This is a genomic window from Pseudomonas sp. FH4, assembly GCF_000510915.2.
GTDB lineage: Bacteria > Pseudomonadota > Gammaproteobacteria > Pseudomonadales > Pseudomonadaceae > Aquipseudomonas > Aquipseudomonas brenneri.
In genome coordinates this window covers 1-22319 of record NZ_AOHN01000041.1, presented here as the reverse complement: position 1 = coordinate 22319, position 22319 = coordinate 1, and the positions used below count along the sequence as shown (strand labels likewise).

At 62.0% G+C, this 22319-nt stretch carries 16 protein-coding genes; 6 read left to right on the top strand and 10 right to left on the bottom strand.

Features of this window, described 5'->3' with window-relative positions; genetic code table 11:
- Positions 1-116: 116 nt before the first annotated feature.
- From H097_RS24315 to H097_RS24290, 6 genes are all read right to left on the bottom strand, one after another.
- Positions 117-2537: a TonB-dependent receptor gene (locus H097_RS24315; protein ID WP_050593440.1), complete on the bottom strand. Its 2421-nt coding sequence runs from the start codon at positions 2535-2537 to the stop codon at positions 117-119.
- Between the two features lie 82 nt (positions 2538-2619).
- Positions 2620-3579 carry a FecR family protein gene (locus H097_RS24310; RefSeq protein WP_032862997.1) on the bottom strand — a complete coding sequence of 320 codons (960 nt, stop codon included), beginning with the start codon at positions 3577-3579 and terminating at the stop codon, positions 2620-2622.
- Positions 3576-4091 (bottom strand): sigma-70 family RNA polymerase sigma factor, encoded by a 516-nt coding sequence (locus H097_RS24305; RefSeq protein WP_032862996.1) that lies wholly within the window; start codon positions 4089-4091, stop codon positions 3576-3578. The genes H097_RS24310 and H097_RS24305 overlap by 4 nt, the downstream gene beginning before the upstream one ends.
- Positions 4092-4246: 155 nt before the next feature.
- Positions 4247-4801 carry a DUF4174 domain-containing protein gene (locus tag H097_RS24300; RefSeq protein WP_032862995.1) on the bottom strand — a complete coding sequence of 185 codons (555 nt, stop codon included), beginning with the start codon at positions 4799-4801 and terminating at the stop codon, positions 4247-4249.
- A 164-nt stretch (positions 4802-4965) separates the two neighbouring features.
- Complete coding sequence (locus H097_RS24295) at positions 4966-5598, bottom strand: glutathione S-transferase (RefSeq protein ID WP_032862994.1); 633 nt, start codon at positions 5596-5598, stop codon at positions 4966-4968.
- 52 nt (positions 5599-5650) lie between these two features.
- Positions 5651-8008 carry a DNA polymerase II gene (locus H097_RS24290; RefSeq protein WP_032862992.1) on the bottom strand — a complete coding sequence of 786 codons (2358 nt, stop codon included), beginning with the start codon at positions 8006-8008 and terminating at the stop codon, positions 5651-5653.
- 228 nt (positions 8009-8236) lie between these two features.
- Here H097_RS24290 and H097_RS24285 point away from each other — a divergent pair, with 228 nt between their 5' ends.
- The 6 genes from H097_RS24285 (at position 8237) to H097_RS24260 (ending at position 16094) form a co-directional block, all read left to right on the top strand.
- Positions 8237-10459 carry a TonB-dependent siderophore receptor gene (locus H097_RS24285; protein ID WP_032862990.1) on the top strand — a complete coding sequence of 741 codons (2223 nt, stop codon included), beginning with the start codon at positions 8237-8239 and terminating at the stop codon, positions 10457-10459.
- A gap of 282 nt (positions 10460-10741) precedes the next feature.
- Positions 10742-11629 (top strand): LysR family transcriptional regulator, encoded by an 888-nt coding sequence (locus H097_RS24280; RefSeq protein WP_032862989.1) that lies wholly within the window; start codon positions 10742-10744, stop codon positions 11627-11629.
- 116 nt (positions 11630-11745) lie between these two features.
- On the top strand, positions 11746-12852 hold the full coding sequence (locus H097_RS24275; RefSeq protein WP_032862988.1) for a tartrate dehydrogenase: 1107 nt from the start codon (positions 11746-11748) through the stop codon (positions 12850-12852).
- A gap of 2 nt (positions 12853-12854) precedes the next feature.
- Positions 12855-14303 (top strand): aldehyde dehydrogenase family protein, encoded by a 1449-nt coding sequence (locus H097_RS24270; protein ID WP_032862987.1) that lies wholly within the window; start codon positions 12855-12857, stop codon positions 14301-14303.
- 32 nt (positions 14304-14335) lie between these two features.
- Positions 14336-15094 carry an SDR family oxidoreductase gene (locus H097_RS24265; RefSeq protein ID WP_032862985.1) on the top strand — a complete coding sequence of 253 codons (759 nt, stop codon included), beginning with the start codon at positions 14336-14338 and terminating at the stop codon, positions 15092-15094.
- 28 nt (positions 15095-15122) lie between these two features.
- Positions 15123-16094 carry a cyclase family protein gene (locus tag H097_RS24260; protein ID WP_032862984.1) on the top strand — a complete coding sequence of 324 codons (972 nt, stop codon included), beginning with the start codon at positions 15123-15125 and terminating at the stop codon, positions 16092-16094.
- Between the two features lies 1 nt (position 16095).
- Here H097_RS24260 and H097_RS24255 read toward each other — a convergent pair whose 3' ends face one another.
- From H097_RS24255 to mrdA, 4 genes are all read right to left on the bottom strand, one after another.
- Positions 16096-18510, bottom strand: coding sequence for a TonB-dependent siderophore receptor (locus H097_RS24255; protein ID WP_229752439.1), 2415 nt, complete (start codon positions 18508-18510; stop codon positions 16096-16098).
- A gap of 110 nt (positions 18511-18620) precedes the next feature.
- Positions 18621-19595, bottom strand: coding sequence for a FecR family protein (locus H097_RS24250; RefSeq protein WP_032862982.1), 975 nt, complete (start codon positions 19593-19595; stop codon positions 18621-18623).
- A complete protein-coding gene (locus tag H097_RS24245) occupies positions 19592-20104 on the bottom strand; it encodes a sigma-70 family RNA polymerase sigma factor (RefSeq protein ID WP_032862980.1) in 513 nt (170 codons plus the stop codon). The genes H097_RS24250 and H097_RS24245 overlap by 4 nt, the downstream gene beginning before the upstream one ends.
- A gap of 116 nt (positions 20105-20220) precedes the next feature.
- Complete coding sequence (mrdA, locus tag H097_RS24240) at positions 20221-22113, bottom strand: penicillin-binding protein 2 (protein WP_032862978.1); 1893 nt, start codon at positions 22111-22113, stop codon at positions 20221-20223.
- Between the last annotated feature and the right edge of the window lie 206 nt (positions 22114-22319).

The window sequence follows — 22319 nt, the reverse complement described above, 5'->3', positions numbered from 1 at the left end:
CCAATCAAAGGTGGGAGCTGGCTTGCCTGCGATGGCGGTGTGTCAGTCGACAGTAACAGCGCCTGAACTACTGCTATCGCGGGCAAGCCCGCTCCTACAGGGGATCGGGGGCAGGGTTAGAAGTCGTACTTGATGCTGGTCATCAGGTTACGCGGCGCGCCGTACATTCCGTGGTTGCCGGCATAGCTGAAGTACTCGCGATCGAACAGGTTGTTGAGGTTGACCGAGGTACTTAGCTGCGGCGTCACGTCATAGCGCAGCAGCAGGTTGGTGATGGCGTAGCTACCCTGGCTGAACGTGTGCAGGTCTTCACCGACCTTGCTCTGCCAGTTCACTCCACCCCCCACGGTCACCTTGCTCAACGCTCCCGGCAGGCGGTAGGTCGTGAAGGTTTTCAGGCTCTGGCGCGGCAAGGTGGTGACGATGCGTTTGTCGTCGGCATCGGTGCTGACCGCATAGGCGTAACCCGCCGAGGCTTGCCAGCCTTCGGCCAGCTCACCGTTGAGTTCCAGTTCGACACCCTCGGTGGTGGTGCCCTTCTCGTTGCGATAGGTGTTGCCGCCCGGCGTGTCGATCCAGATCGCCAGGTTGTCCTGTTCCAACTTGAACAGCGCCAGGCTGGTGTTCAACTGCTCGTCGAAGAAACTGCCCTTCAAGCCCAGCTCGTAGCCCTTGCCTTCCATGGGTTCCAGGGCCTTGTTGTTGATGTCGCGCACCCAACTGGCCTGGGGATTGAAGATCTTGGTGTAGCTGGCATAGGCCGACCAATTGTCGGTCAGGTCGTAGACCACCCCGGCATAGGGAATGTACACGCCGGTTTCCGACTCGCTGGTACGGGTGGCAACGCCGCCGTAGGGGCTGTCCTGGGTTTCGCGCTTCCAGTCGATGACCCGACTGCCGAGGATCACGCTCAAATCGTCGGTCATGCGCAGGCGGGTGCTCAGGTAGGCGGCGTACTGGCTTTCATCCACCGAGGATTTGCCGGTCACCGGGAAGTCCGGCTTGGCCGAGTTCCCGTCCCAGTTGAACAGGTTGTCGATGGCGCCCGCCGGGGAGCCGGAATACGCATAGTTCCAGCCGCCATGGCTGGGCACGTTTTCCTTGTACTTGGACAAGGTCACGCCGGCGATCAACTCGTGCTCACGGCCCAGCAGGTCAAACGGGCCGGTGGCGTACAGGTCGAGATTATCCTGGCGCGGGGTACCAGAGAATCGCACTGGCAACTGGGTGGTGCCACTGCCATCACTGTTGAGGCTGCCGTTGACGTAGTTGAACACCTCATCGAACTTGTTTTGCGAATGGGTGAACTCAGCCTTGGCGCTCCAGCCGCTGTCGAACTTCTGCTCAATGGAGGTAAAGAAACTGGTCTGCTCATGGTCGTTATAGGACCAGGCCGGCGCAGTATTCAGGGAGCGGCTGAGGTTGCTGCGCGAACCATCGGTAAAGCGTGTGGGCAAACCGGAGCGCGCCGGGGCGTCGACGTCAGTGCGCAGGTAGCTCAAGCCCATGGTCAACAAGGTGTCTTCGGTCAGGTCGAATTCAGTGATGCCGTACAGCAACTGGGTCTGCTGCTTGTAGCGGTCGACCCAGGCGTGTTCGGTCTTGTAGTCGGCCACCAAGCGCCCGCGCACATTGCCGGTTTCGGTCAGGGGGCCGGATACGTCGAGGCCGCTGCCGTAGCGGTCCCAATTGCCTGCTTCGGCGGTTACGCTAGCCTGCGCCTCGGCTGTCGGGCGCTTGCGGATCAGGTTGATAGTGGCCGAGGGGTTGCCCATGCCGCTGATCAGGCCGGTGGCGCCGCGCACCACTTCCACCCGGTCGTACATCGCCATGCTCTGGGTGTAGTTGTCCATGCGGGTGACGGTGGGCACACCGTCGATTTCGAAGTTCTGGATCTGAAAGCCACGGGAGAAATAGGCGTCGCTTTCCGAACCCAGGCCGTCGCGCAACACGATGATGCCGGGGGTGGCATCCAGGGTGTCCGACAGGTTGGTCAGGCGCTGGTCGTCCAGGCGCTGGCGGGTCATGACGGTCAGTGATTGCGGGGTTTCCCTGGGCGTCAGGTTCAGGCGGGTTGAGCTGCTGGACGACTGCGTGGTGTAGGAGCCGGTGCCCTCGGTAGTCGACCCCGGCGCCTTGCCGGAGATCGATACGGTGCCCAGTTGCAATGCGCCGTCGGCAGGACGGGGTTGCAGGGAGTAGTTATCGCCGCTGCCGCGCACCGCTTGCAGCGAGCTGTTACTGAGCAGGATTGCCAGGCCGGTGTCGAGGTCATGTCGCCCTTGCAGGCCGGGGCTGGTCTGCCCTTGCGTGAGCGCGGCCGGGTAGGACAGCAAGATATGCGTGGCCTGGCCAAACTGGTTCAACGCACCGGCCAGGGAGCCTGGGGCAATGTCGAACTCCTGCTGTGGCGCGGCCATGGCCCAGGCCGGCGCCAGCAACAGCGGTGCGGCCCCGGCGAAGCTGGCAATGCCGCGAACGACGGCCACAGCCAGTGATTTTTTCAGTGTTGCCCGAATGGTGCGTTGCGGGTGCATGCGCTGTTCCCCAGATAAGTGAGTGTCTGGGGATATAAGTCTCGTGAGATTCGGAAACGGACCACATGCATGCAAAATAAATTCATACCTGCGCCCGACGCGGTTTAAGCGTGACCCAGAACCGCGTGAAATGCTGCGCGTCCAGCTCGAGGGTCTGTTGCAGCGCAGTGAGGATGCGGTCTGTGTCGGCCAACGGATAGGTGCCGGACACACGCAGCTCGCGCACGCTCGGGTCACAGTCCAGATGCCCGCGTCGGTAGCGGCTCAATTCATTGAGGAAGTCTTCCAGGCGCAGGCCCTCGGCGACGATCATGCCGCGGCCCCAGGCCAGTTCGCCGGCGCGCTGCGGGCGGCGCGCCAACAGGGTCTGCTGGTCAAAGCTGACGATCTCGCCGGGCGAAAGGCTCAGGCTGCGCGATGGAATCTGCGCCGCCAGTGGCTGCCGGTCGGACCCCAACTGGGTAAACCCATCGCGCTGGCGCACGCTGAAGCGCCCGCCTGCGGCATGGGTCAGGCCTTCGGCGGTTTTCACCCACAGCGGGCGGGCGTCCAACGGGTTGGGTACTACCAGGATCTCCCCGCGCCACAGATGGATCAGGCGCTGGTCGGGGCTGTAGTTCACATCGATAGCGGTGTCGGTATTGAGCTGGATCTCGGTATTGTCCGCCAGGTCGATACGCCATTGCTCACCGACGGTGGTGCTGAAATCGCTGGTCCAGGGCTGCAACAGCCCGGCATCCCGGGCGGTCCACGCCACACTGCCGGCGGCCAGCAAGAGGGCCAGGTTTTTCAGGACCCGACGACGGGACAGCGCCGGTAACAGGGTGGCGCTGACCAGAGCCTGGTGCGCGGGGTCTCGCACCTCGTGCATGCGCTGGAAAAACCGCTGGGAATGCTGCCATGCCTGCTCGTTGAGAGGATCTTGCTGGCGCCAGGCCAGCCATTCGCTCCGTGTCTGTTCACTGACGTCCGCTGCCTGCAACTCCAATTGCCAGTGCATGGCCTGCTCAGCGGCTTCCAGGGTCAGGGGCAACGGATTCATGGGCGCTGGCTGTCGAGCACAATGCACTGCGCACCGGCCTGGACGATGTAGCGCTTGACCGTAGTGATGCTGGTGCCCAGGCGCTCGGCAATTTCGCCGTGGCTCAAGCCATCGAGCTGCGACCAGAGGAAGGCCTGGCGCACCGGCAATGCCAGGCGGCCGAGCACTTCATCGAGGGCCATCAGGGTTTCCAGGAGCAGCCATTGGGTCTCGGCGCTGGGTGCCACCTCTTCTGGCAACAGCGCCAGGGCTTGCAGGTAGGCCTTTTCCAGCTTTTGCCGGCGAAAGTGATTGGACAGCACGCTTTGTGCGACTTTCGCCAGGAAGCTGCGGGGGGCTTGGACCTCAAGGGGTTGATTCTTGGCGAGCAGGCGCAGAAAAGTGTCCTGGGCCAAGTCAGCAGCGCTCTGCGAACAGTTCAAACGACGCCATAACCAGTGCTGCAACCAGCGGTGTTGCTGCTGATACAGCGTGGCGAGGTCAGTGGGGCTTGTCGCAGGAATCGGAGGCATGGAGGACGCGCACAGGAGGTAAGCCGTAAATGATAACGGTTATCATATGCTTCATGGCGCAATGCCTGCAAGTGGCACACGGCTTGTAGGACTTGCCAACGCATCCACTGTAGGAGCCAGCTTGCCGGCTCCTACAAAGGGTTGCTCCGAAAGCGTCAATCTTCCAGGGGTTGCGGCGCGTGCTTGCCAGGCTTGGCTTTGGCGCCAGGCTTGCCCGCAGCCGGTGCGGCAGGTTCTGGTTCGGCGGGTGCGGCGGCTTCTTTTTCGGCCATTGGCATTTTGTCGACTGCGGCAAAAAACTCTGCGAGGTCCAGGGTATCGGGGGGTACGGTCTTTTCGACTTTCTTCTCGCCGTCCTTGCCCACCAGGATCACTTTGGTACCGGCGCTGGCGCCAAGCTTCAGGGCACGGATCAACGCGTTGGTGTCCTGGGCGCCCAGGTCCTTGCCGTCACGTTGGCCGACGGTGCCGATGCTCGTGTAGTTCACGGTGTAGAGCACCATGTTGCGCTCGGTGAACTTCTGTTTGTTCTCAGGCTGTTCAAGATCTTTCTTGAGTTGGACCTGAGTCGGGTCGATGGAGCTGGGTGCTATCACGATCAGTGGGCGAAATTTGCCTTGATCCTGTTCCAGCGGGCCTCGGTTATCCGCAGCCAACAACGGCCCCGTAAACGCCATCAAGGTAGCCAGGGTCAGCGACCGGACGAGCATGCGTACCTCCTTCCAATTCCATGCAGAGTTTTTGAGTTTCATGTCTGCGACAGTCAATTTCAAGGATGATTCCTACGCGACTATCAGAAAGAGTAGGCCAGGACGCCCGCGACGCAAGGGTTTGAGGCCCATCGGGCCTCATTGTTTCTTCTGATTGCCAGGGCTCACTGCGCGGGCCAATCCGGCCAGTGCCAGGCAAACACCGGAGCCACCTGTGGATCGCCATCCACCTGCGCCAGGGCCTGGGCGCACGCGGGGTGGGAATGCTGCAGGACGTCCCGCACGCCCTCCCAACGGGACACCGCGGCCGCCATGATGCCCAGGGCATTGGGCAACCCCTGCGGGGTAAACAGTTGCCCGGCAAACTGCTCGGCAAACATCTGCCAGGCCTGGTGTAGATGCTGTTGGGTGCCCGCGATCAATTGCGCCTGCACCGTCTCATCGGTGTTGTCGAGGAAACGTTGCGGGTAGTCGATGATGGTGATTGCCGAATAGCAGTTGGCGGCGATGTACACCAGGCCGCGCATGATCTGGGCGCGATTGCCGACCAGCAACCCTGCGCCTGGATACTCCAGGCCCAGGTGGATCAGGATCGCCGCGCTTTCCGTCAGCACGCTACCGTCAGGCAGTTGCAGGGTGGGGATTTGCCGCAACGGGTTGATCTGCCCGAGGGCCTCCATTCCCGCAGTATCGCCCCAGGGGCTGGCATCGACTTGCTGCCACGGCACGCCACAACGTTGCAGGGCAATTTCGACGATGCACGAGCCAGAACTTTGCGTGCCATAGAGCGTGTACATCGGGCATACCTCCAAGACGTGTCAGCGTCCAGAGTGAAGCGTGTTCCCGGCGTTAAAACAAGCCCATCTGGCCACCGACCAAGGTGCTGAAGTCGTCATCGACAAACGGCAGGATCGCATCGGCCACCGGCTGCAATTGCCGGGTGACGTAGTGGTCGTAGTCAATCGGCGCCTGGCGCACTTCCAGGGGCTCGGGGCCGTTGACGGTGATCACGTAGCGAATCCAGCCACCGTTCTGGTATTGCCGTGGGCGGCCCTCGCGGTCGTTGAATTCATCCGCCAGGCGCGCCGCACGCACATGGGGCGGGACATTGCGCTCGTAATCGCCCAGTTGCCGGCGCAGGCGCTTGCGGTAGATCAGCAGCTCGTCAAGTTCGCCGCTGAGGGTGCGGCGCACGTAGTCACGCACATAGTCCTGATGGGGCTGGCGGTGGAAGATCCGCTGGTACAACTCCTGCTGGAACTGGCGGGCCAGGGGCGACCAGTCGCTGCGCACGGTTTCCAGGCCTTTGTAGATCATTTCTTCACTGCCATCGGCACGGGTCACCAGGCCGGCATAGCGCTTCTTGCTGCCCTCCTCCGCCCCACGAATGGTCGGCATCAGGAAGCGACTGAAGTGGGTTTCGTATTGCAGCTCCAGGGCACTTTGCAGGCCAAACTCGCTGTGCAGGCGTTCACGCCACCATTGGTTGACGTGCTGCACCAGGCCCTGGCCGATGCGCGTGGCATCTTCCTGGGAATGGGCACTGCCGAGCCAGACGAAGGTGGAGTCGGTATCGCCATAGATCACTTCATAACCCTGGGCTTCGACCAGTTCGCGGGTCTGGCGCATGATCTGGTGACCGCGCATCGTGATGGACGAGGCCAGCCGCGTATCGAAGAACCGGCAACCGCTGGAGCCCAGTACGCCATAGAACGCATTCATGATGATCTTCAGGGCCTGGGACAACGGCGCGTTGTGCTCGCGCTTGGCCACCTCGCGGCCCTCGGACACCCGCGCCACGATGGCCGGCAGGCAATGCCGGGTGCGGGAAAAACGTGCGCCGCGAAAACCTTCCACCGACTCACTGTCGTCGGGATGGCGCAAGCCTTCGATCAGCCCCACGGGGTCGATCAGGAAGCTGCGGATAATCGATGGGTAGAGACTTTTGTAGTCCAGCACCAGCACTGATTCATACAGGCCGGGACGCGAATCCATGACAAAACCACCGGGGCTGGCCTGGGGTGGCTTGTCCCCCAGGTTCGGCGCGACAAAGCCCTGGCGATGCATCAGCGGCATGTACAAATGAGTGAACGCCGCTACCGAACCACCGTTGCGGTCCGCCGGCAGGCCGGTGACGCTGGCCCGCTCCAGCAGGAACTTGAGCAGCTCGGTCTTTTCGAAAATCCGCGTCACCAGCTCGCAGTCCTTGAGGTTGTAGCGTGCCAGCGCGGGCTTGTCCTCGGCGAACATGCGGTTGATCTCGTCCATGCGCTGGTAGGGCGTGGAAATCGACTTGCCTTCGCCAAGCAGGGTCTGGGCGACGTTTTCCAGGCTGAATGACTCAAACGTCCAGGTCGCCGAACGCAGGGCTTCGATGCCATCGATGATCAGCCGTCCGGCCGCGGCGGCGAAGTAATGGTTACGGCTGCCGTGTTCGCGCCAGGCCATGGCCTCGCCGCCACGGCCGAGCAGCAATGGCACGTTAAGGCGCTTGGCATGCTCATGGAGGACCCGCAGATCGAACTGCACCAGGTTCCAGCCAATGATCGCGTCGGGGTCATGTTGCGCCAGCCACTGGTTCAAGCGCTCCAGCAGTTGGGCGCGGCTGTCGCAGTATTCGAGCTTGAAATCCACTGCGTCTGTTTTGTTGGCCGGGCCGAGCATGTACACCTGGCGCTCACCGCAGCCTTCCAGGGCGATGGAGTACAGATCGCCGCGCGCGGTGGTTTCGATATCCAGGGACACCAGTTTCAACGCCGGGCGGTAGTCCGGCGCGGGTTTCATCTGCGCGTCCAGCAGCATTGCGCCCTCGCCCGGTGTGCCGCCAAACACCACTGGCGCGGTGATAAAGCGTTCCATCATGTAGCGCTCGGGCGGGCGCACATCGCCTTCGTAGACATCCACGCCGGCTTGGCGCAGGCGTTTTTCCAGGTCCATTGCCTGGCGATGCTGACGGGTATAGAGGCCCAGGACCGGGCGATGATGAAAGTCACACAGTTGCAGCGGGCGCAGTTTCACGTCGCGCTCACCCTTGAGCACCCGTTGCGCGTGCTCGCGATGGGCCACCGGAATAAACATCACCGAAGGCTGCACGGGTAGACGGATATACCGCGGCCCCTGGTCGGTCGCCAGCCAGAAGCTGACCTCTGTACCCGCCGGGGTGTCGCGCCAATGCCGGGTCAGGACAAAACCCTGCTGTAAATCCACCTTGCCACACCTCAGGAATCGCTTTCAGGGCGCGATTCTACTCGGCATCCGCCACAAGGCCTGCATAGAAATTTCTGTCCTTCAGACAGACTGTACATTGCAAATAAACTTGTAAAACATCAATTAGCATTTGTTATCATTTGCACTGGAGTCGTATTCGCGCAGTGAGGAAGCGCAACGTTGTTGCCCCCCTTTCCTCACATTGACGGCTCGCCGTCCGGATCGACCATGCCCACTTGTACACGACTCGCCGTGCCGTTTCGCCCGACCCTGCTTGCCCTGTGCTGCTCCCTGAGCTTCGCGACCCATGGCGCCCCTCAACAGCCGCCACAGACTGACCAGGCCCTGGAGCTGGGCGCCACCAGCATCAGCGCCGAGGCCATCATCCCCGGCGCCCTGCCGCCGGTGTACGCCGGTGGCCAGGTGGCACGCGGCGGGCAGTTGGGTGTATTGGGCAACCAGGACATCATGGACGTGCCGTTCAGCATGGCGTCCTACACCGAACAACTGATTCGCGACCAACAGGCCGAGACCGTCGGCGATGTACTGCTCAACGACTCTTCCGTGCGCCAGGCTTCGGGGTACGCCAACCAGTCACAGTTGTTCGTGATTCGTGGCCTGCCACTCAATGGCGATGACATTTCCTTCAACGGCCTGTACGGCATCCTGCCCCGGCAGATCATGTCCACCGACGCCCTGGAGCGCGTGGAAGTGTTCAAGGGCCCGAACGCCTTTATCAACGGGGTAACGCCTTCGGGCTCCGGTATCGGCGGCGGCGTGAACCTGCAACCCAAGCGCGCCGACGATGTGCCGCTGCGCCGCTTCAGCACCGATATCAGCAGCGAAGGCCGGATGGGTCAGCATCTGGATATCGGCCAGCGCTTTGGCGAGGACAATCGTTTTGGCGCGCGGGTGAACCTGTCCCAGCGTGAAGGTGATACCGCGACCGACAATGAGAACCAGCGCTCCAAACTGTTTGCCGCAGGCCTGGATTACCGTGGCGATGCGTTACGCCTGTCGGGAGACTTCGTCTATAAGAAGGAGCGCGTCAATGGCGGGCGCAACTCGGTATTCCTCGGCTCGGCAGTGACCCAGGTACCCGACGCGCCTTCGGCCGAGACCAACTACGCCCCGCGCTGGAGCATGACCAATATTGAAGACACCCTGGGCATGCTGCGTGCCGAATATGACCTGAATGACAACTGGACCGCCTACGCAGCAGGCGGTGCCAAGCACACCCGGGAGATGGGCCGGTACTCCTCGGTGACCATCAACGACAACCTGGGCAATGCACAATCCAGCGCCTCGACCATCGCCCACGAAGAAGACAACAGCAGCGCCATGGCCGGTTTGAACGGCAAGTTCCAGACCGGGCCGGTGAGCCACCGCCTGAACTTCGGCCTGGCCGGGATCTGGACCGAGGCACGTAACGCCTATGTGTTCGACAGCGCCAGGACCAGCACCAATATCTACAACCCGGTGACCGGCGCCGAACCGCGCCTGAACAACCCACGCAATACCCCTGGCACCGACTTCAGCGACCCGACCATCACCGCCAAGAGCTTTATGCGCAGCGCGGCGGTGTCCAACACCTTTGGATTTATCGATGATCGCCTGCTGGTCACGCTGGGCCTGCGCCGCCAGCAAATGGTGGTGCAGGGTTACAACTACATGAGCGGCAGCCGTACGGCCAACTACGATGAGTCGATTACCACACCGGTGTACGGCATTGTGTTCAAGCCTTGGGAGCATGTGTCGCTGTATGCCAACCGGATTGAAGGGTTGGCCAAGGGGCCTGTTTCACCGGTCAATGCCCTTGGCCGCACGGTGATTGGCGGCGGCCAGGCTTTTGCACCCGCACGTTCCAAGCAGATCGAGGCCGGGGTCAAGGTCGACATGGGCACCTACGGCGCAACCCTGGGTGTGTATCGCATCGAGCAGCCCGGCGCCGGCTACAGCCAGATCATCGACGCCACCACCGCACGCTTCGTGCGTGAAGGCGAGCAAATCAACAAAGGTGTAGAACTCAATGTGTTCGGCGAGCCGCTGGCCGGCCTGCGCCTGCTCGGTGGTGTGACGGTCATGAAAACCGAACTCACGAACACCCAGAACGGTGCCAACGACGGTAACCGTGCGATTGGTGTGCCGTCCTTCCAGTTCAATGCCGGCGTGGATTGGGATGTGCCGGGCCTGCAAGGCGTGACCCTCAACGGACGCATGCTGCGCACTGGCGGGCAGTACGTCGATGCTGCCAATAAACTCAGCCTGCCGACGTGGAATCGCTTTGATGTGGGCGCACGCTACACCTTCAAAGTGGACCAGCGCGATGTCAGCCTCGGGCTCACGGTGGATAACGTGGCCAATACCAAATACTGGGCATCGGCAATGGGCGGCTACATGACCCAAGGCGATCCGCGGGTGGCCAAGCTGTCGGCAAGCATTGAGTTCTGACCCCCACCTTACAGACTGAAATCCCGGACCCCGCGCTAATCTTCTGTGGGAGCTGTCTCACCCTGCGAGGCTGCGATGGCGGCGGCACAGGTACCAGAAATATCGCCTGCGCCACCGCTATCGCAGCCTCGCTAAAGCTCGACAGCTCCCACATTTTGGTCTGTATCAGGCCGAAAATCCGGGCACACCGACAGCATTCACAAAGTATGTTGAGTTGGCAGGCTATTGGACAGCCCGGTCCCAACTGCGTAGTTTTCACCAACCGCGCACAAGGACTCTGGCATGGCCCCCGACCTTACCTCCATCGAGCTGTTCCTCAAGACGGTCAAGCTGGGCAATCTGTCCCGCGCGGCCGAGCAGTCACACCTCTCGCTGTCAGCGGCCAGCCGGCGCCTGTCGTTGCTGGAGCAGCACTTCAAAGTCGCCCTGTTGCACCGCACCTCCACCGGTGTCTCGCCAACGGCGGCCGGCGAGGTGTTGGCCGAGCATGGGTTGTCGATTTTACGCGCAGTAGACGTGATGCACGCCGACCTCGCCGACTATGCCAAGGGCGCCACCGGCCGGGTGTGCCTGTACGCCAACAGCTCGGCGATGAGCCAGCAACTGCCCAGCCAACTGACCCAGTGGAACGCCCTGCACCCCGGTATCCGCCTGGATATCCGTGAGGAGCGCAGCCGCGAAATCCTGCAGGCAGTGCGCGATGGCGTGGCTGATGTAGGCATCGTCACCACCCAGCCGGGCGGCGAGGAATTGCGCTTTGTCCCTTACTGCCAGGACCGCCTGTGCCTGCTGGTGCCCGATGATCATCCGTTCAAGATGCGCCATGCGCGCTTTGAGGATTTGTTGGGTTACGACTTTGTCGGCCTGGAAGATAACGCCGCCATCACCGCACTGATCACCGAAGCCGCCGCCGCGATTGGCATGCCGCTGCGCCTGCGGGTCCAGGTGCGCAGCTTTGAAGCCGTGTGCCGGCTGATTGCCGCCGGCCAAGGGGTTGGCGTACTGCCCCAGGGCGCGGTGCAGATCTTTCGCAAGGAAATGGCCTTGCGCTTTATCGAAATCGACGACCCCTGGGCCGACCGCCAGATGTACCTTTGCATGCGCCAGCAACAGCCTTCGCCTACAAGCCTGGCGTTATTCGACTACCTCAGCGCCTGTAATCACGCATAACCGCTGGCCTTCGAATTTTGCGAAGGCCACTTCCACAATCAGCAATTCCCCCACCGCTGCACCTGTGCCAAGAATGGCCCCGCCTCACTGACAACAACAAAAACAGGAGACACGGCGTGTCCAATTCCACGACCAGCACCCCCCATCGTATTGCCGTGATCCCCGGCGACGGTATCGGCCGCGAGGTGGTGCCCGAAGGCTTGCGTGTACTGGAGGCCGTCAGCCGGCGTTTCGGCATTGCCTTTGAGTTCGATCACTTTGCCTGGTGCAGCGAACACTACCTGGCCCACGGCAGCATGATGCCGGACGATTGGGCCGAGCAAATCGGCAGCCATGATGCGATCTTCTTCGGTGCCGTGGGCGCACCGGACATCATCGCCGACCACACGGCGGTGTGGGAGTCGCTGCTGAAGATCCGCCGCCAGTTCGACCAGTACGTCAACATCCGCCCGGTACGCCTGATGCCGGGCGTGCCCTGCCCCCTCGCCGGCCGTGTGCCGGGGGATATCGACTTCATCGTGGTGCGGGAAAACACCGAGGGCGAATACTCCAGCGTCGGTGGGCGGATGTGGGAAGGCACGCCGCGCGAGATCGCCGTGCAGGAGTCGATCTTCTCCCGCGAAGGCGTGGACCGGGTGGTGGACTATGCCTTCAAACTGGCACAGCAGCGCCCGCGCAAGAACCTGGTGGCCGCCACCAAATCCAACGGTATCTCCATCACCATGCCGTTCTGGGACGAGCGGGTGAACCTGATCGCCCAGCGCTACCCGGACGTCAAGACCGCTAAATTCCACATCGATATTCTGTGTGCGCATTTCGTGCAGCACCCGGACTGGTTTGACGTGGTGGTGGCCTCCAACCTGTTTGGCGACATCCTTTCCGACCTCGGCCCAGCCTGTACCGGCACCATCGGTATTGCCCCGTCGGCCAACCTCAATCCCGAGCGGTGCTACCCGTCGCTGTTCGAGCCGGTGCATGGTTCGGCACCGGACATTGCCGGGCTGGGCGTGGCCAACCCCATCGGGCAGATCTGGTCGGCTGCGTTGATGATCGAACATCTGGGCAATGGCGACCCGCTTTACCAGCAGGCCGCAGCGGCGATTGTCTCGGCCATCGAGACGGTACTTGCCGAAGGGCCACGCACCCGGGAAATGGGCGGCAGCGCCAGTACGATTGAAGTGGGCGTGGCCATCGCCGAATGCGTCGCCGGGAACAGGAGTTGAACATGATCAATGCACACTACATCGCCAACCAATGGCAAGCCTCGGCGTCACGGGAAGACATCCCGGTGATCGACCCCAGCAGCGGCGAAACCTACTCCAGCATCGCCCGTGGCAATGCTGCCGATATCGATGCCGCCGTCAGCGCCGCCCGCCAGGCCGTGGGCGAGAGCTTCGCTGGCCCATGGGGCACATTGTCGGCCCTGGAGCGCAGCCGCCTGCTGGCCAAACTCGGCGTGGCCGTGCTGGAACATCACGAAGAGCTGGCGCAGATCGAAGCCCGGGACACCGGCAAGGCGCTGAAAGTCGCGCGGGCCGATGCCACTGCCCTCGCCCGTTATTTCGAGTATTACGCCGGCGCGGCCGACAAGCTGCACGGCGAAACCCTGCCCTATCAGAACGGCTACACAGTGCTGACCGTGCGCGAACCCCATGGGGTGACCGGGCATATCATCCCGTGGAACTACCCGATGCAGATCTTCGGCCGCAGCGTCGGCGCCTCCCTCGCGGCGGGCAATGCCTGTGTGATCAAGCCCGCCGAGGATGCCAGCCTGTCGCTGCTGCGCCTGGCGCAGATCGCCGCCGAAGTGGGCTTTCCGGCCGGTGCGATCAATGTGGTGACCGGCTATGGCTACGAAGCGGGCGCGGCATTGTGCAGCCATCCGGGTATCGATCACATCTCCTTTACCGGCTCCAGCGTGACCGGCACTGCGGTGTCAAAAGCGGCCGCTGAGCGACATTGCCCGGTGACCCTGGAACTGGGCGGCAAATCACCGCAACTGGTGTTCGCCAATGCGGACCTGGATGAAGCCTTGCCGGTGCTGATCAATGCCATCGTGCAGAACTGCGGGCAGACCTGTTCTGCCGGTAGCCGCTTGCTGGTGGAGCGCAGCGTGTATGAAACGGTGCTGGCCAGGCTCAGCCAGCGCTTTTGCGAGCTGCGCACCGGGCCCTCAGCGCTGGACCTGGATATGGGCCCGCTGATCAACCAGAAGCAGCAACGCTTGGTGCGCGAGTTCGTGCGCGAAGCCGAACAGGCCGGCATCACCGTGGCCGCGCGCGGCCAGGTGGTGGCCGAGGCCGACAGTGGCGGGTACTTCCAGGAAGCGGTGCTGTTTCGCGACGTGCCGCCCGACAGCCGCCTGGCCCAGGAGGAAGTCTTCGGCCCGGTACTGGCCGTGATGCCCTTCGACGACGAAGCCGAGGCCATCCGCCTGGCCAACGGCACCGATTTCGGCCTGGTCGCCGGCGTGTGGACCCGCGACGGCGCCCGGCAAATGCGCCTGGCCCGCAAGCTGCGTTGCGGTCAGGTTTTCATCAATAACTACGGGGCCGGCGGCGGGGTTGAACTGCCCTTCGGCGGCGTCAAGGCCAGCGGTTATGGCCGGGAAAAAGGCTTCGAGGCCCTGCTGGGCTTTACCACCTTGAAGACCATTGCGATCAAACACGGCTAAGCCATTACAACAACAAGAAAGGAGAACACTCCATGCGTCTCGCAAACAAAGTAGCCATCGTCACTGGCGCCGGTTCCGGCTTTGGTGAAGGCATCGCCAAGACCTTCGCCCAACAGGGAGCACGAGTCATCGTCGCCGACATGAACGCCACCGGCGGCCAGCGGGTGGTCAATGAGATCAAAGCCAGCGGCGGACATGCGCATTTCATCGAGGTCAACGTGGCCAACGACGAAAGCGTCGGCGCCCTGCTGCGGGCAACCCTGGAGCAATTCGGTGGGCTGGATATTGTCATCAACAACGCCGGCACCACCCACCGCAACCGGCCGATGCTGGAAGTGGACGAGGCCGAGTTCGACCGGGTGTTCGCAGTCAACGTCAAAAGCATCTTCCTCAGTGCCAAGCACTTCGTGCCGCACTTTCGCGGCCAGGGCGGCGGCGTGTTCGTCAATATTGCCTCGACTGCGGCGATCCGCCCGCGCCCGGGACTGGTCTGGTATAACGGCAGCAAGGGCGCGGTGGTGGTCATGAGCAAGACCATGGCGGCGGAGCTGGGGCCGGACAATATCCGCGTCAATTGCGTGAACCCGGTGGTCGGCGCAACGGCGTTGCTCAGTGAGTTCATGGGCGTGCCGGACACCCCGCAAAACCGCGAAAAGTTCATGGCAACCATTCCCCTGGGACGTTTTTCCACCCCGCAAGACGTGGCCAATGCCTGCCTGTACCTGGCCTCGGACGAAGCGGCATTCATCACCGGCACCTGCCTTGAAGTCGATGGCGGGCGCTGCGTGTAACTCAACGACCAAAGGGATCGGAGTCGATATGTGTGACTTACATAACAAGAACGAACCGAGCACCAAGCAATTACTCGAAGGCCTGCCAAAGAACTGGGGTAAATGGGGGCCGGACGATGAGGTCGGCGCCCTCAACTACCTGACCGAAGCCGAAGTACTGCGCGGCGTGGCCTCGGTGCGCCAGGGCAAGACCTTTACCCTGCAAGTGCAGATCGGCCATCCGGGCGGCGACCCGATGTGGCCTGCACGCAACCCGTCGATGCGCTTCAATACCCTGGACCACAGCCACTATCACTTCGGCAAGCAACCCGAAATGACTGGCGGCGCGGCCTATTGCGACGATGTGATCTTCATGCAGTTGCAAGGCTCGACCCAGTACGACGCCCTCGGGCATGCCTGGTACGACAACCAACTGTGGAACGGCTACGACGCCATGAGCACCGTCGGCGGCATGGCCAAGGCCAGTGTGCTGGCGATTGCCGAACGTGGCGTGGTCGGGCGCGCGGTGCTGATCGATATGGCCCGCCATCGCGGCAAGAAATACCTGGGCCGTGGCGAAACCTTCAATCACCTGGACTTGCTGGCGGCCGCCAAGGCCCAGGGCGTGACCATCGAAAAACGCGACATCCTGATCATCCGCACCGGCTCCATGGGCGCCTTCTACGAGTATGGCAAGACCGAATTCTTCAAGGACCTGGTGGAGCCAGGCCTGACCTACAGCCGGGAGTTGGTGGAGTGGTTCCACGCCATGGAAATCCCCAACCTGGTGACCGACACCATCGCCAACGAGGTGATCACCGATCCGGTATCGGGGGTGCAGATTCCATTGCATTGCGCGTTGATGCGCAACCTCGGCATCGCCTTTACCGAGATCGTGCTGCTGGAGGATCTGGCCGCCGATTGTGCCGACGACGGCCAGTGGAAGTTCCTCTACACCGCCGCACCGTTGAAGATTGTCGGTGGCAGCGGCGCGCCGGTGAACCCGGTGGTGATCAAGTAGCTCACCAATCGTAGGACACGGCCAGGGACGCAGTGCGCTCCTGGCCGTAGTAGCAACCGAAGGCGTAGTTGCAGGACGAGACATACTCGCGATCAAACAGGTTCTGCACGTTGAGGCTGGCTTCGGCGCCCTTGAATGTGGGGCCCAGGCGGCTTAGGTCGTAGCTGACAGTGGCGTCGTACACGACGAACGACGGGGTCTTGAAGGTGTTGGCCGAGTCGCCGTATTTCTTCCCGGTGTAACGCGCACCGCCACCTGCGGTCAGGCCGGCCAAGGCATCGCTGGCAAAATGGTAGTCGGCCCAGACGCTGCCGCTCCACGGGGCTTGCGCCTCACTGCGGTTGCCCTCCTCGCCGTAGTTGCTCTTGGTATAGATCGCGTCCAGGTACGACAGCGCACTGATCAACTCCACCTGGCCAAAACGGGCCTTGCCTTCGAACTCGACGCCGCGTGAGCGCACTTCACCTTCTTGCAACTGGTATTCGCGATAGACCAGATCGCCGGTCAAGACGTTTTTCTGCTTGATCTGGAACACCGACAAGGTCAGCAGCGACTGGTCGTTGGGCTGGTACTTGACCCCCGCTTCATATTGCTCGCCCTCTACCGGCTTGTAGGCGCCGCCACCGCGTGCCGGGGCCAGACGGCCGACGCTTGGCAGGAACGACTCGGCATAGCTGACGTAGGGGGCCAGGCCGAAGTCGGTGAGGTAAGTCAGGCCCACGCGACGCGTGAGTTTCTTGTCTTTCTGCGACACCGTGCTGCGGTCCAGCAGGTCGCGGTTGATCACTTCGGCCCAGTCTTCACGCAGGCCCATGGTGAGGATGAAACGGTCGAACTTGATTTGGTCCTGGGCATACAGGCCGGTCTGCTTGACCGTGTTGTTCCACTTGGTGGTCAGTTGCGGCTGGCCAAAGGTGTGGTAATTGGACGGTTTGTAGAGGTCGATGATTTCCGCGCCATAGAGGTTGTAGCCCTGGTATTTACGGGTGAACTCGCGGTGATCGAAGCCCACCAGCAAGGTGTGTTCCAGGGCACCGGTGGCGAACTTGGCCTGTAGGTTGTTATCGAGGGTGTAGGCGCTGTTGTGTTGGCGCCAGTCCAGTTTGGTGCGGCTGGCGCGGGTATCGTCGGTGCTGCCGTCGGGCAGTTCGACGAAGCGATTGAGGTAGAAGCCTTTGTAGCGGTCGTTGACGTCAGTGAATCGAGCCGTCTGGCGATATTCCAGGTTGTCGTTGAATGCGTGGGAGAAGTCATAGCCCAGCACATATTGATCGCGGATGTAGTTGTTCCAATCGGAATCGCCGAGGAAGGTGTCGCGGTCGATGCGCTGGCCCTTGGAGTTGCGATAGAGCGTGCCGATGGCGGGTAGTGCCTGGTAATCGGCCAGGGATTTGTCGCGCTGGATCTGCGCATAAATGGTCAGGGCGGTGTCTTCGGTCGGCGCCCAGGTCAGGCTGGGAGCAAGCAAGGTACGGCTGTCGGTCGCGTGGTCGACCATCTCGTTGCCGTCGCGGGCCAGGCCGATCAGGCGGTAGCTCAGAGTCTTCGCGTCATCGATGGGACCGCTGAAGTCGAGGGCGCCATTGACCCGGTCGTAGCTGCCCACGCCGAACTTGACCTGGTGCCGCGCTTCAGTGGTGGGCCGTTTGGATACCAGGTTGATCATCCCGCCAGGCTGGTTCTGCCCGAACAGCACCGACGCCGGCCCCTTGAGTACCTCAATACGTTCCAGGGTGTAGGGGTCGATTTGTGGCGCACCGCCGAGGCTGCCGGCGTAAGGCAGGTAGGCACCATCGAGGTACAGCAACGTGGGAGAAAAGCCACGGCTGCCCAACTCATCGGCGATGGTATTGCGATCGGTGTAGCCGTTGGTGTCCATGCCTGGGGTATAGCGCAGGGATTGGGTCAGGTTGCGCGCGCCCTGGACCTTGACCTGGTCGGCGGTGACCACGTTGACGGTCTGGGGGATTTCCAGGATCGGTGTATCGGTCTTGGTGGCCGTGGCGCTGCGAGTAGCCACATAACCATCCACCGGGCCCCAGGCATTTTCTGCGACCTGGCCGGTGACGGTGGTGGCGCCGAGATTAAGCGCGCCCTCGGGCAGCAGATACAGGCTCCAGGTGCCGTTCTCGGTGACCGTCAAGCCCAGGCCGCTACCGGCCAGCAGATGCTGTGCGGCCTGCTCGGGGCTGTACTGGCCCTGCAACGCGGGCGCACGGCGGCCTTGCAGCAAGGCTGGGGCGACCGACAGCGTGCGTCCGCTTTCCCGCGACAGCCGGCTCAGACTATCGCCTAGGGCGGCGGCAGGTAGATTGAAATAGTGCGGGGCACTGGCGTCAGTATCGGCCAGGGCGACAGCAGGGTGGCCGATCACGGCCAGGGTTACGGCCAGGGTCAACAGGCAGGGGCGGATCATCAAGGGTGCCATAGGGTGAGGATGCTCATTGTCAGGTTGGCGTTCCCTAACCTTGACTCGCGAGATCAGCGATCCCCTCACGCTGAGTGAAAATAATTCCCATTGAGCCTTCAGCGCACATCAATCAGGGTTAACCAGGGGCCGTAATGGCTGATCCGCAGGGGGAAGGTTTGGGCCAGCGAGGCCAGGGTCTGCTCCGGGTCATCCAGTGGATACACACCATAGATGCGCACTTTCGAGGCTTGCTCACTGACCCGCAGCACACCTCGGCGATACGGACGCAGAGCGTCGATCAGCAGGCCCAGGGGCTCATCCCGGATATCGACTCGACCATCGCGCCAGTCCGCCCGGGTGCGCACCGAAAGCGGTACCGGACGCACATCGCTGTCGCTGAACCACGCCGCCTCCCCCGCCTCTACACGGCGCTGGCTGCCACCGGAGGTGGTGACCTGGACACTGTGCAACTGCACCGAGGTCAGGCTGCCGGTGGCCTCCTGGCGCACCATGAATTGTGTGCCCAGGGCCTGGACTTCTCCCTGGGCGGTGGCGATCACAAACGGTCGGTGCGGGTCGGCGGCGACATCAACAAACACTTGGCCCTCGCGCAGGCGCACCAGGCGGCGGGTGTCGGTGAAATGGATATCCACCGAGCTGCGGGCGTTGAGGCTCAGGCGACTGCCATCGGCCAACTCGAAGGTCTTGCGCTCGCCGGTGGCGGTGTGGCGATCGGCCCACAGGCCATTGAGCGGCTGGGCCCGGTCGAAAATCGCGGCACCACTGATACCGAACAACACCAGGGCCAGGCTGCCACGCAACACTTTGCGCCGCGACTCGGAGTCCGGGGCTGCCAGGGCCTGGGTCACGGCACGTAACTGACCGGGGCTACGGGCTTCGACGCGCTGCAAGTCGGCAATCGGCTGCTGCAGCAAGCTACCGACCCGCTGCCAGGCAATCGCATGCTGGGGATTGGCCCGCAGCCACGTTTCGAAGGCTTGACGCACTGACGGATCTTCAGCCGCCGCCTCCAGGCGCAGCAACCAATCCACGGCGGCGCGGGTCGTGGCGTCAACCTTGGGCTGGCTCATGTCAGGTCCGCCGATTCAGCCAGACAGTGCAGGAAAGCCCGCCGCAGATCGCGCTCTACGGTGGCCAGCGACACCTTCAACTGCTGGGCGATGACAGGCTGCGACAAGCCTTCGAGACGGTTGAGCATAAAGATCTGCCGTACCCGAGGCGGCAGGCCATTGAGCAGGCGATCGATGCTTTCCAGGGCCTCACGTACCAGGGCCAGGTCTTCTTCCGAAGGTGTGTAGGCGTCCGGCAACTGCGCCAGGCTGTCGAGGTAAGTCTGCTCCAGGCGCTTGCGTCGCCAGAAACTGAATAACAGCCGACGGGCCACGGTGCTGAGAAACGCACGGGGCTCATCGAGTTGGTTGAGCTGGCGCGCATCCAGAATGCGGATAAACGTGTCTTGGGTCAGGTCCGCAGCATCCTGTGGGCACTTGAGCTGACGATACAGCCAGGCGCGCAGCCAGCGATGGTTATCGTCATACAGCGTTGCCAGGAGAACCTTGGGATCGGTAGGAGTAGACACGCGGGCAGCCAGAGATGTTAATGATAACTCATCTCATTATCGTCGTAGATTGTAGCGAAATGCAATCGCTTATCTATCGGGCGGTCCCGCACTCTGGGTGGAGTAAACCCTTTCTTTCACACGCGAGGCTCACCCGAAGTCTTGGCGGGCGCCGCGTACTGCGGTTTAAGGTGGCCCTGCTGATCAAGCAGCCAGGCATCCATGATCTGGCGTACCACAGGGCCTGCCACACGGCCGCCCGCCTCGCCATTTTCGATCATCACTGAAATCACGATCCGGGGATGCTCAGCCGGGGCAAAGCCGACGAACAATGCGTTATCGCGGTTGCGCTCGCGGGTCTTCAGACGGTTGTAGCGCTCGCCCTGCTTGATCGCAACCACCTGCGCGGTACCGCTCTTGCCGGCGATTCGGTACTGCGCACCGGCGGCTGACGCACGGGCAATGCCGCGTGGATCATGCATCACCATTTGCATGCCGTGGTTGACCTGATCCCAGTCGTGCGGATTCTTGAGGACGACATTGGGCATCGGGTTTTCGTCCACGGGCGGAACACCGTCAATGGTCTTGGCCAGGTGCGGGCGATTCCACACGCCCTTGTTGGCGATCAATGCGGTGGCCTGGGCCAATTGCAATGGCGTGACTTGCATATAGCCCTGGCCGATGCCGAGGATCACCGTTTCGCCCGGGAACCAGGGCTGGCGACGGGTCGCGCGCTTCCAGGCCTGGGACGGCATCAGGCCGGCGGACTCTTCAAACATGTCCAGGGAAACTTTCTGGCCGAGACCGAATTCGGCCATGTAGTCGTGCAGACGATCAATCCCCAGCTTGTGGGCCAGGTCATAGAAGTAGGTGTCGTTGGAACGCATGATGGCGGCGTCCATATCCACCCAGCCGTCGCCGCTGTGGTTCCAGTTGCGGTACTTGTGGTCGAAGTCCGGAAGTTGGTAGTAGCCGGGGTCAAAGACCCGGGTCTGCGCGGTGACCACACCGCTGTCGAGACCGGCGATGGCCACTTCCGGCTTGATCGTCGAGCCCGGCGCATAGAGCCCGCGCAGTACGCGGTTGAACAAGGGACGGTCGATGGAGTCACGCAGCGCGGAGTATTCCTTGAAACTGATGCCGGTCACGAATGAGTTGGGGTCGAAGCTGGGTTTGCTGACCATCGCCAGGACTTCACCGGTTTGCGGATCCAGGGCAACCACTGAGCCGCGACGATCACCCAGGGCTTCTTCGGCAGCTTCCTGGAGCTTGATATCCAGGCTCAGGACGATGTTTTTGCCCGGGATCGGATCGGTATGCTTGAGTACCCGCAGCACCCGGCCCTGAGCGTTGGTCTCGACTTCTTCATAACCGACATGACCGTGCAACTGTGGCTCGTAGAAACGTTCGACGCCGGTTTTACCGATGGATTGCGTGCCTCGGTACTCGACCGAATCCAGTTCCTTGGACTCTTTTTCGTTGATACGACCTACGTAGCCGATGGAGTGAGCAAAGTGCGCGCCCAGAGGGTAGTGACGCACAAACTGCGGCTCGACATCCACGCCAGGCAGGCGGAATTCGTTGACGGCCAATATGGCAATCTGTTCTTCCGTCAATTCGTAGAACAACGTCACGGGCACAAATGGGTGACGCGCCTGCTTCAGGGCCTTGTCAAAGACTGTACGGTCTTCGGCTGGCAGGTGCAGGAGAGTGATGATCGAGTCCAACTCGCCTCTGAGGTCGGTCGCCCGTTCGCGAGTGATTGTCAGGTTATAACTGGGGCGGTTATCGGCCAGGACCACGCCGTTGCGGTCATAGATCATGCCGCGGGTCGGGGTGATGGGCAGGACATGAACCCGATTGTTTTCGGAGATGGTGGAGTGATAGTCGAACTCCACGACTTGCAGGTAATACATCCGTGCAACCAAGGCACAGGTAATGCCCAATACCAGCATTGCACAAGCCAGCAGGCGCTTGTTGACCAGGCGGTGTTCTTTCTCGTGGTCCTTGATCGGTATAACTTCAGGCATTTCTACAGCATCTCGTGGGAAGAGGTGATGCCGCGTCCTGCGGTTGGAAGGCCAGTCCTTGGAAAAGGTGCTGCACCATACCAAAAATACCGAAACACTTTGTATTGAATTGGCCGGACGGCAGTGGCTACAAGCTGCAAGCGGGTATGGGGCGGGCTTTGAATCTTGCAGCTGGAAACTTGAAGCTTGCAGCTGCCCCCTTTCCG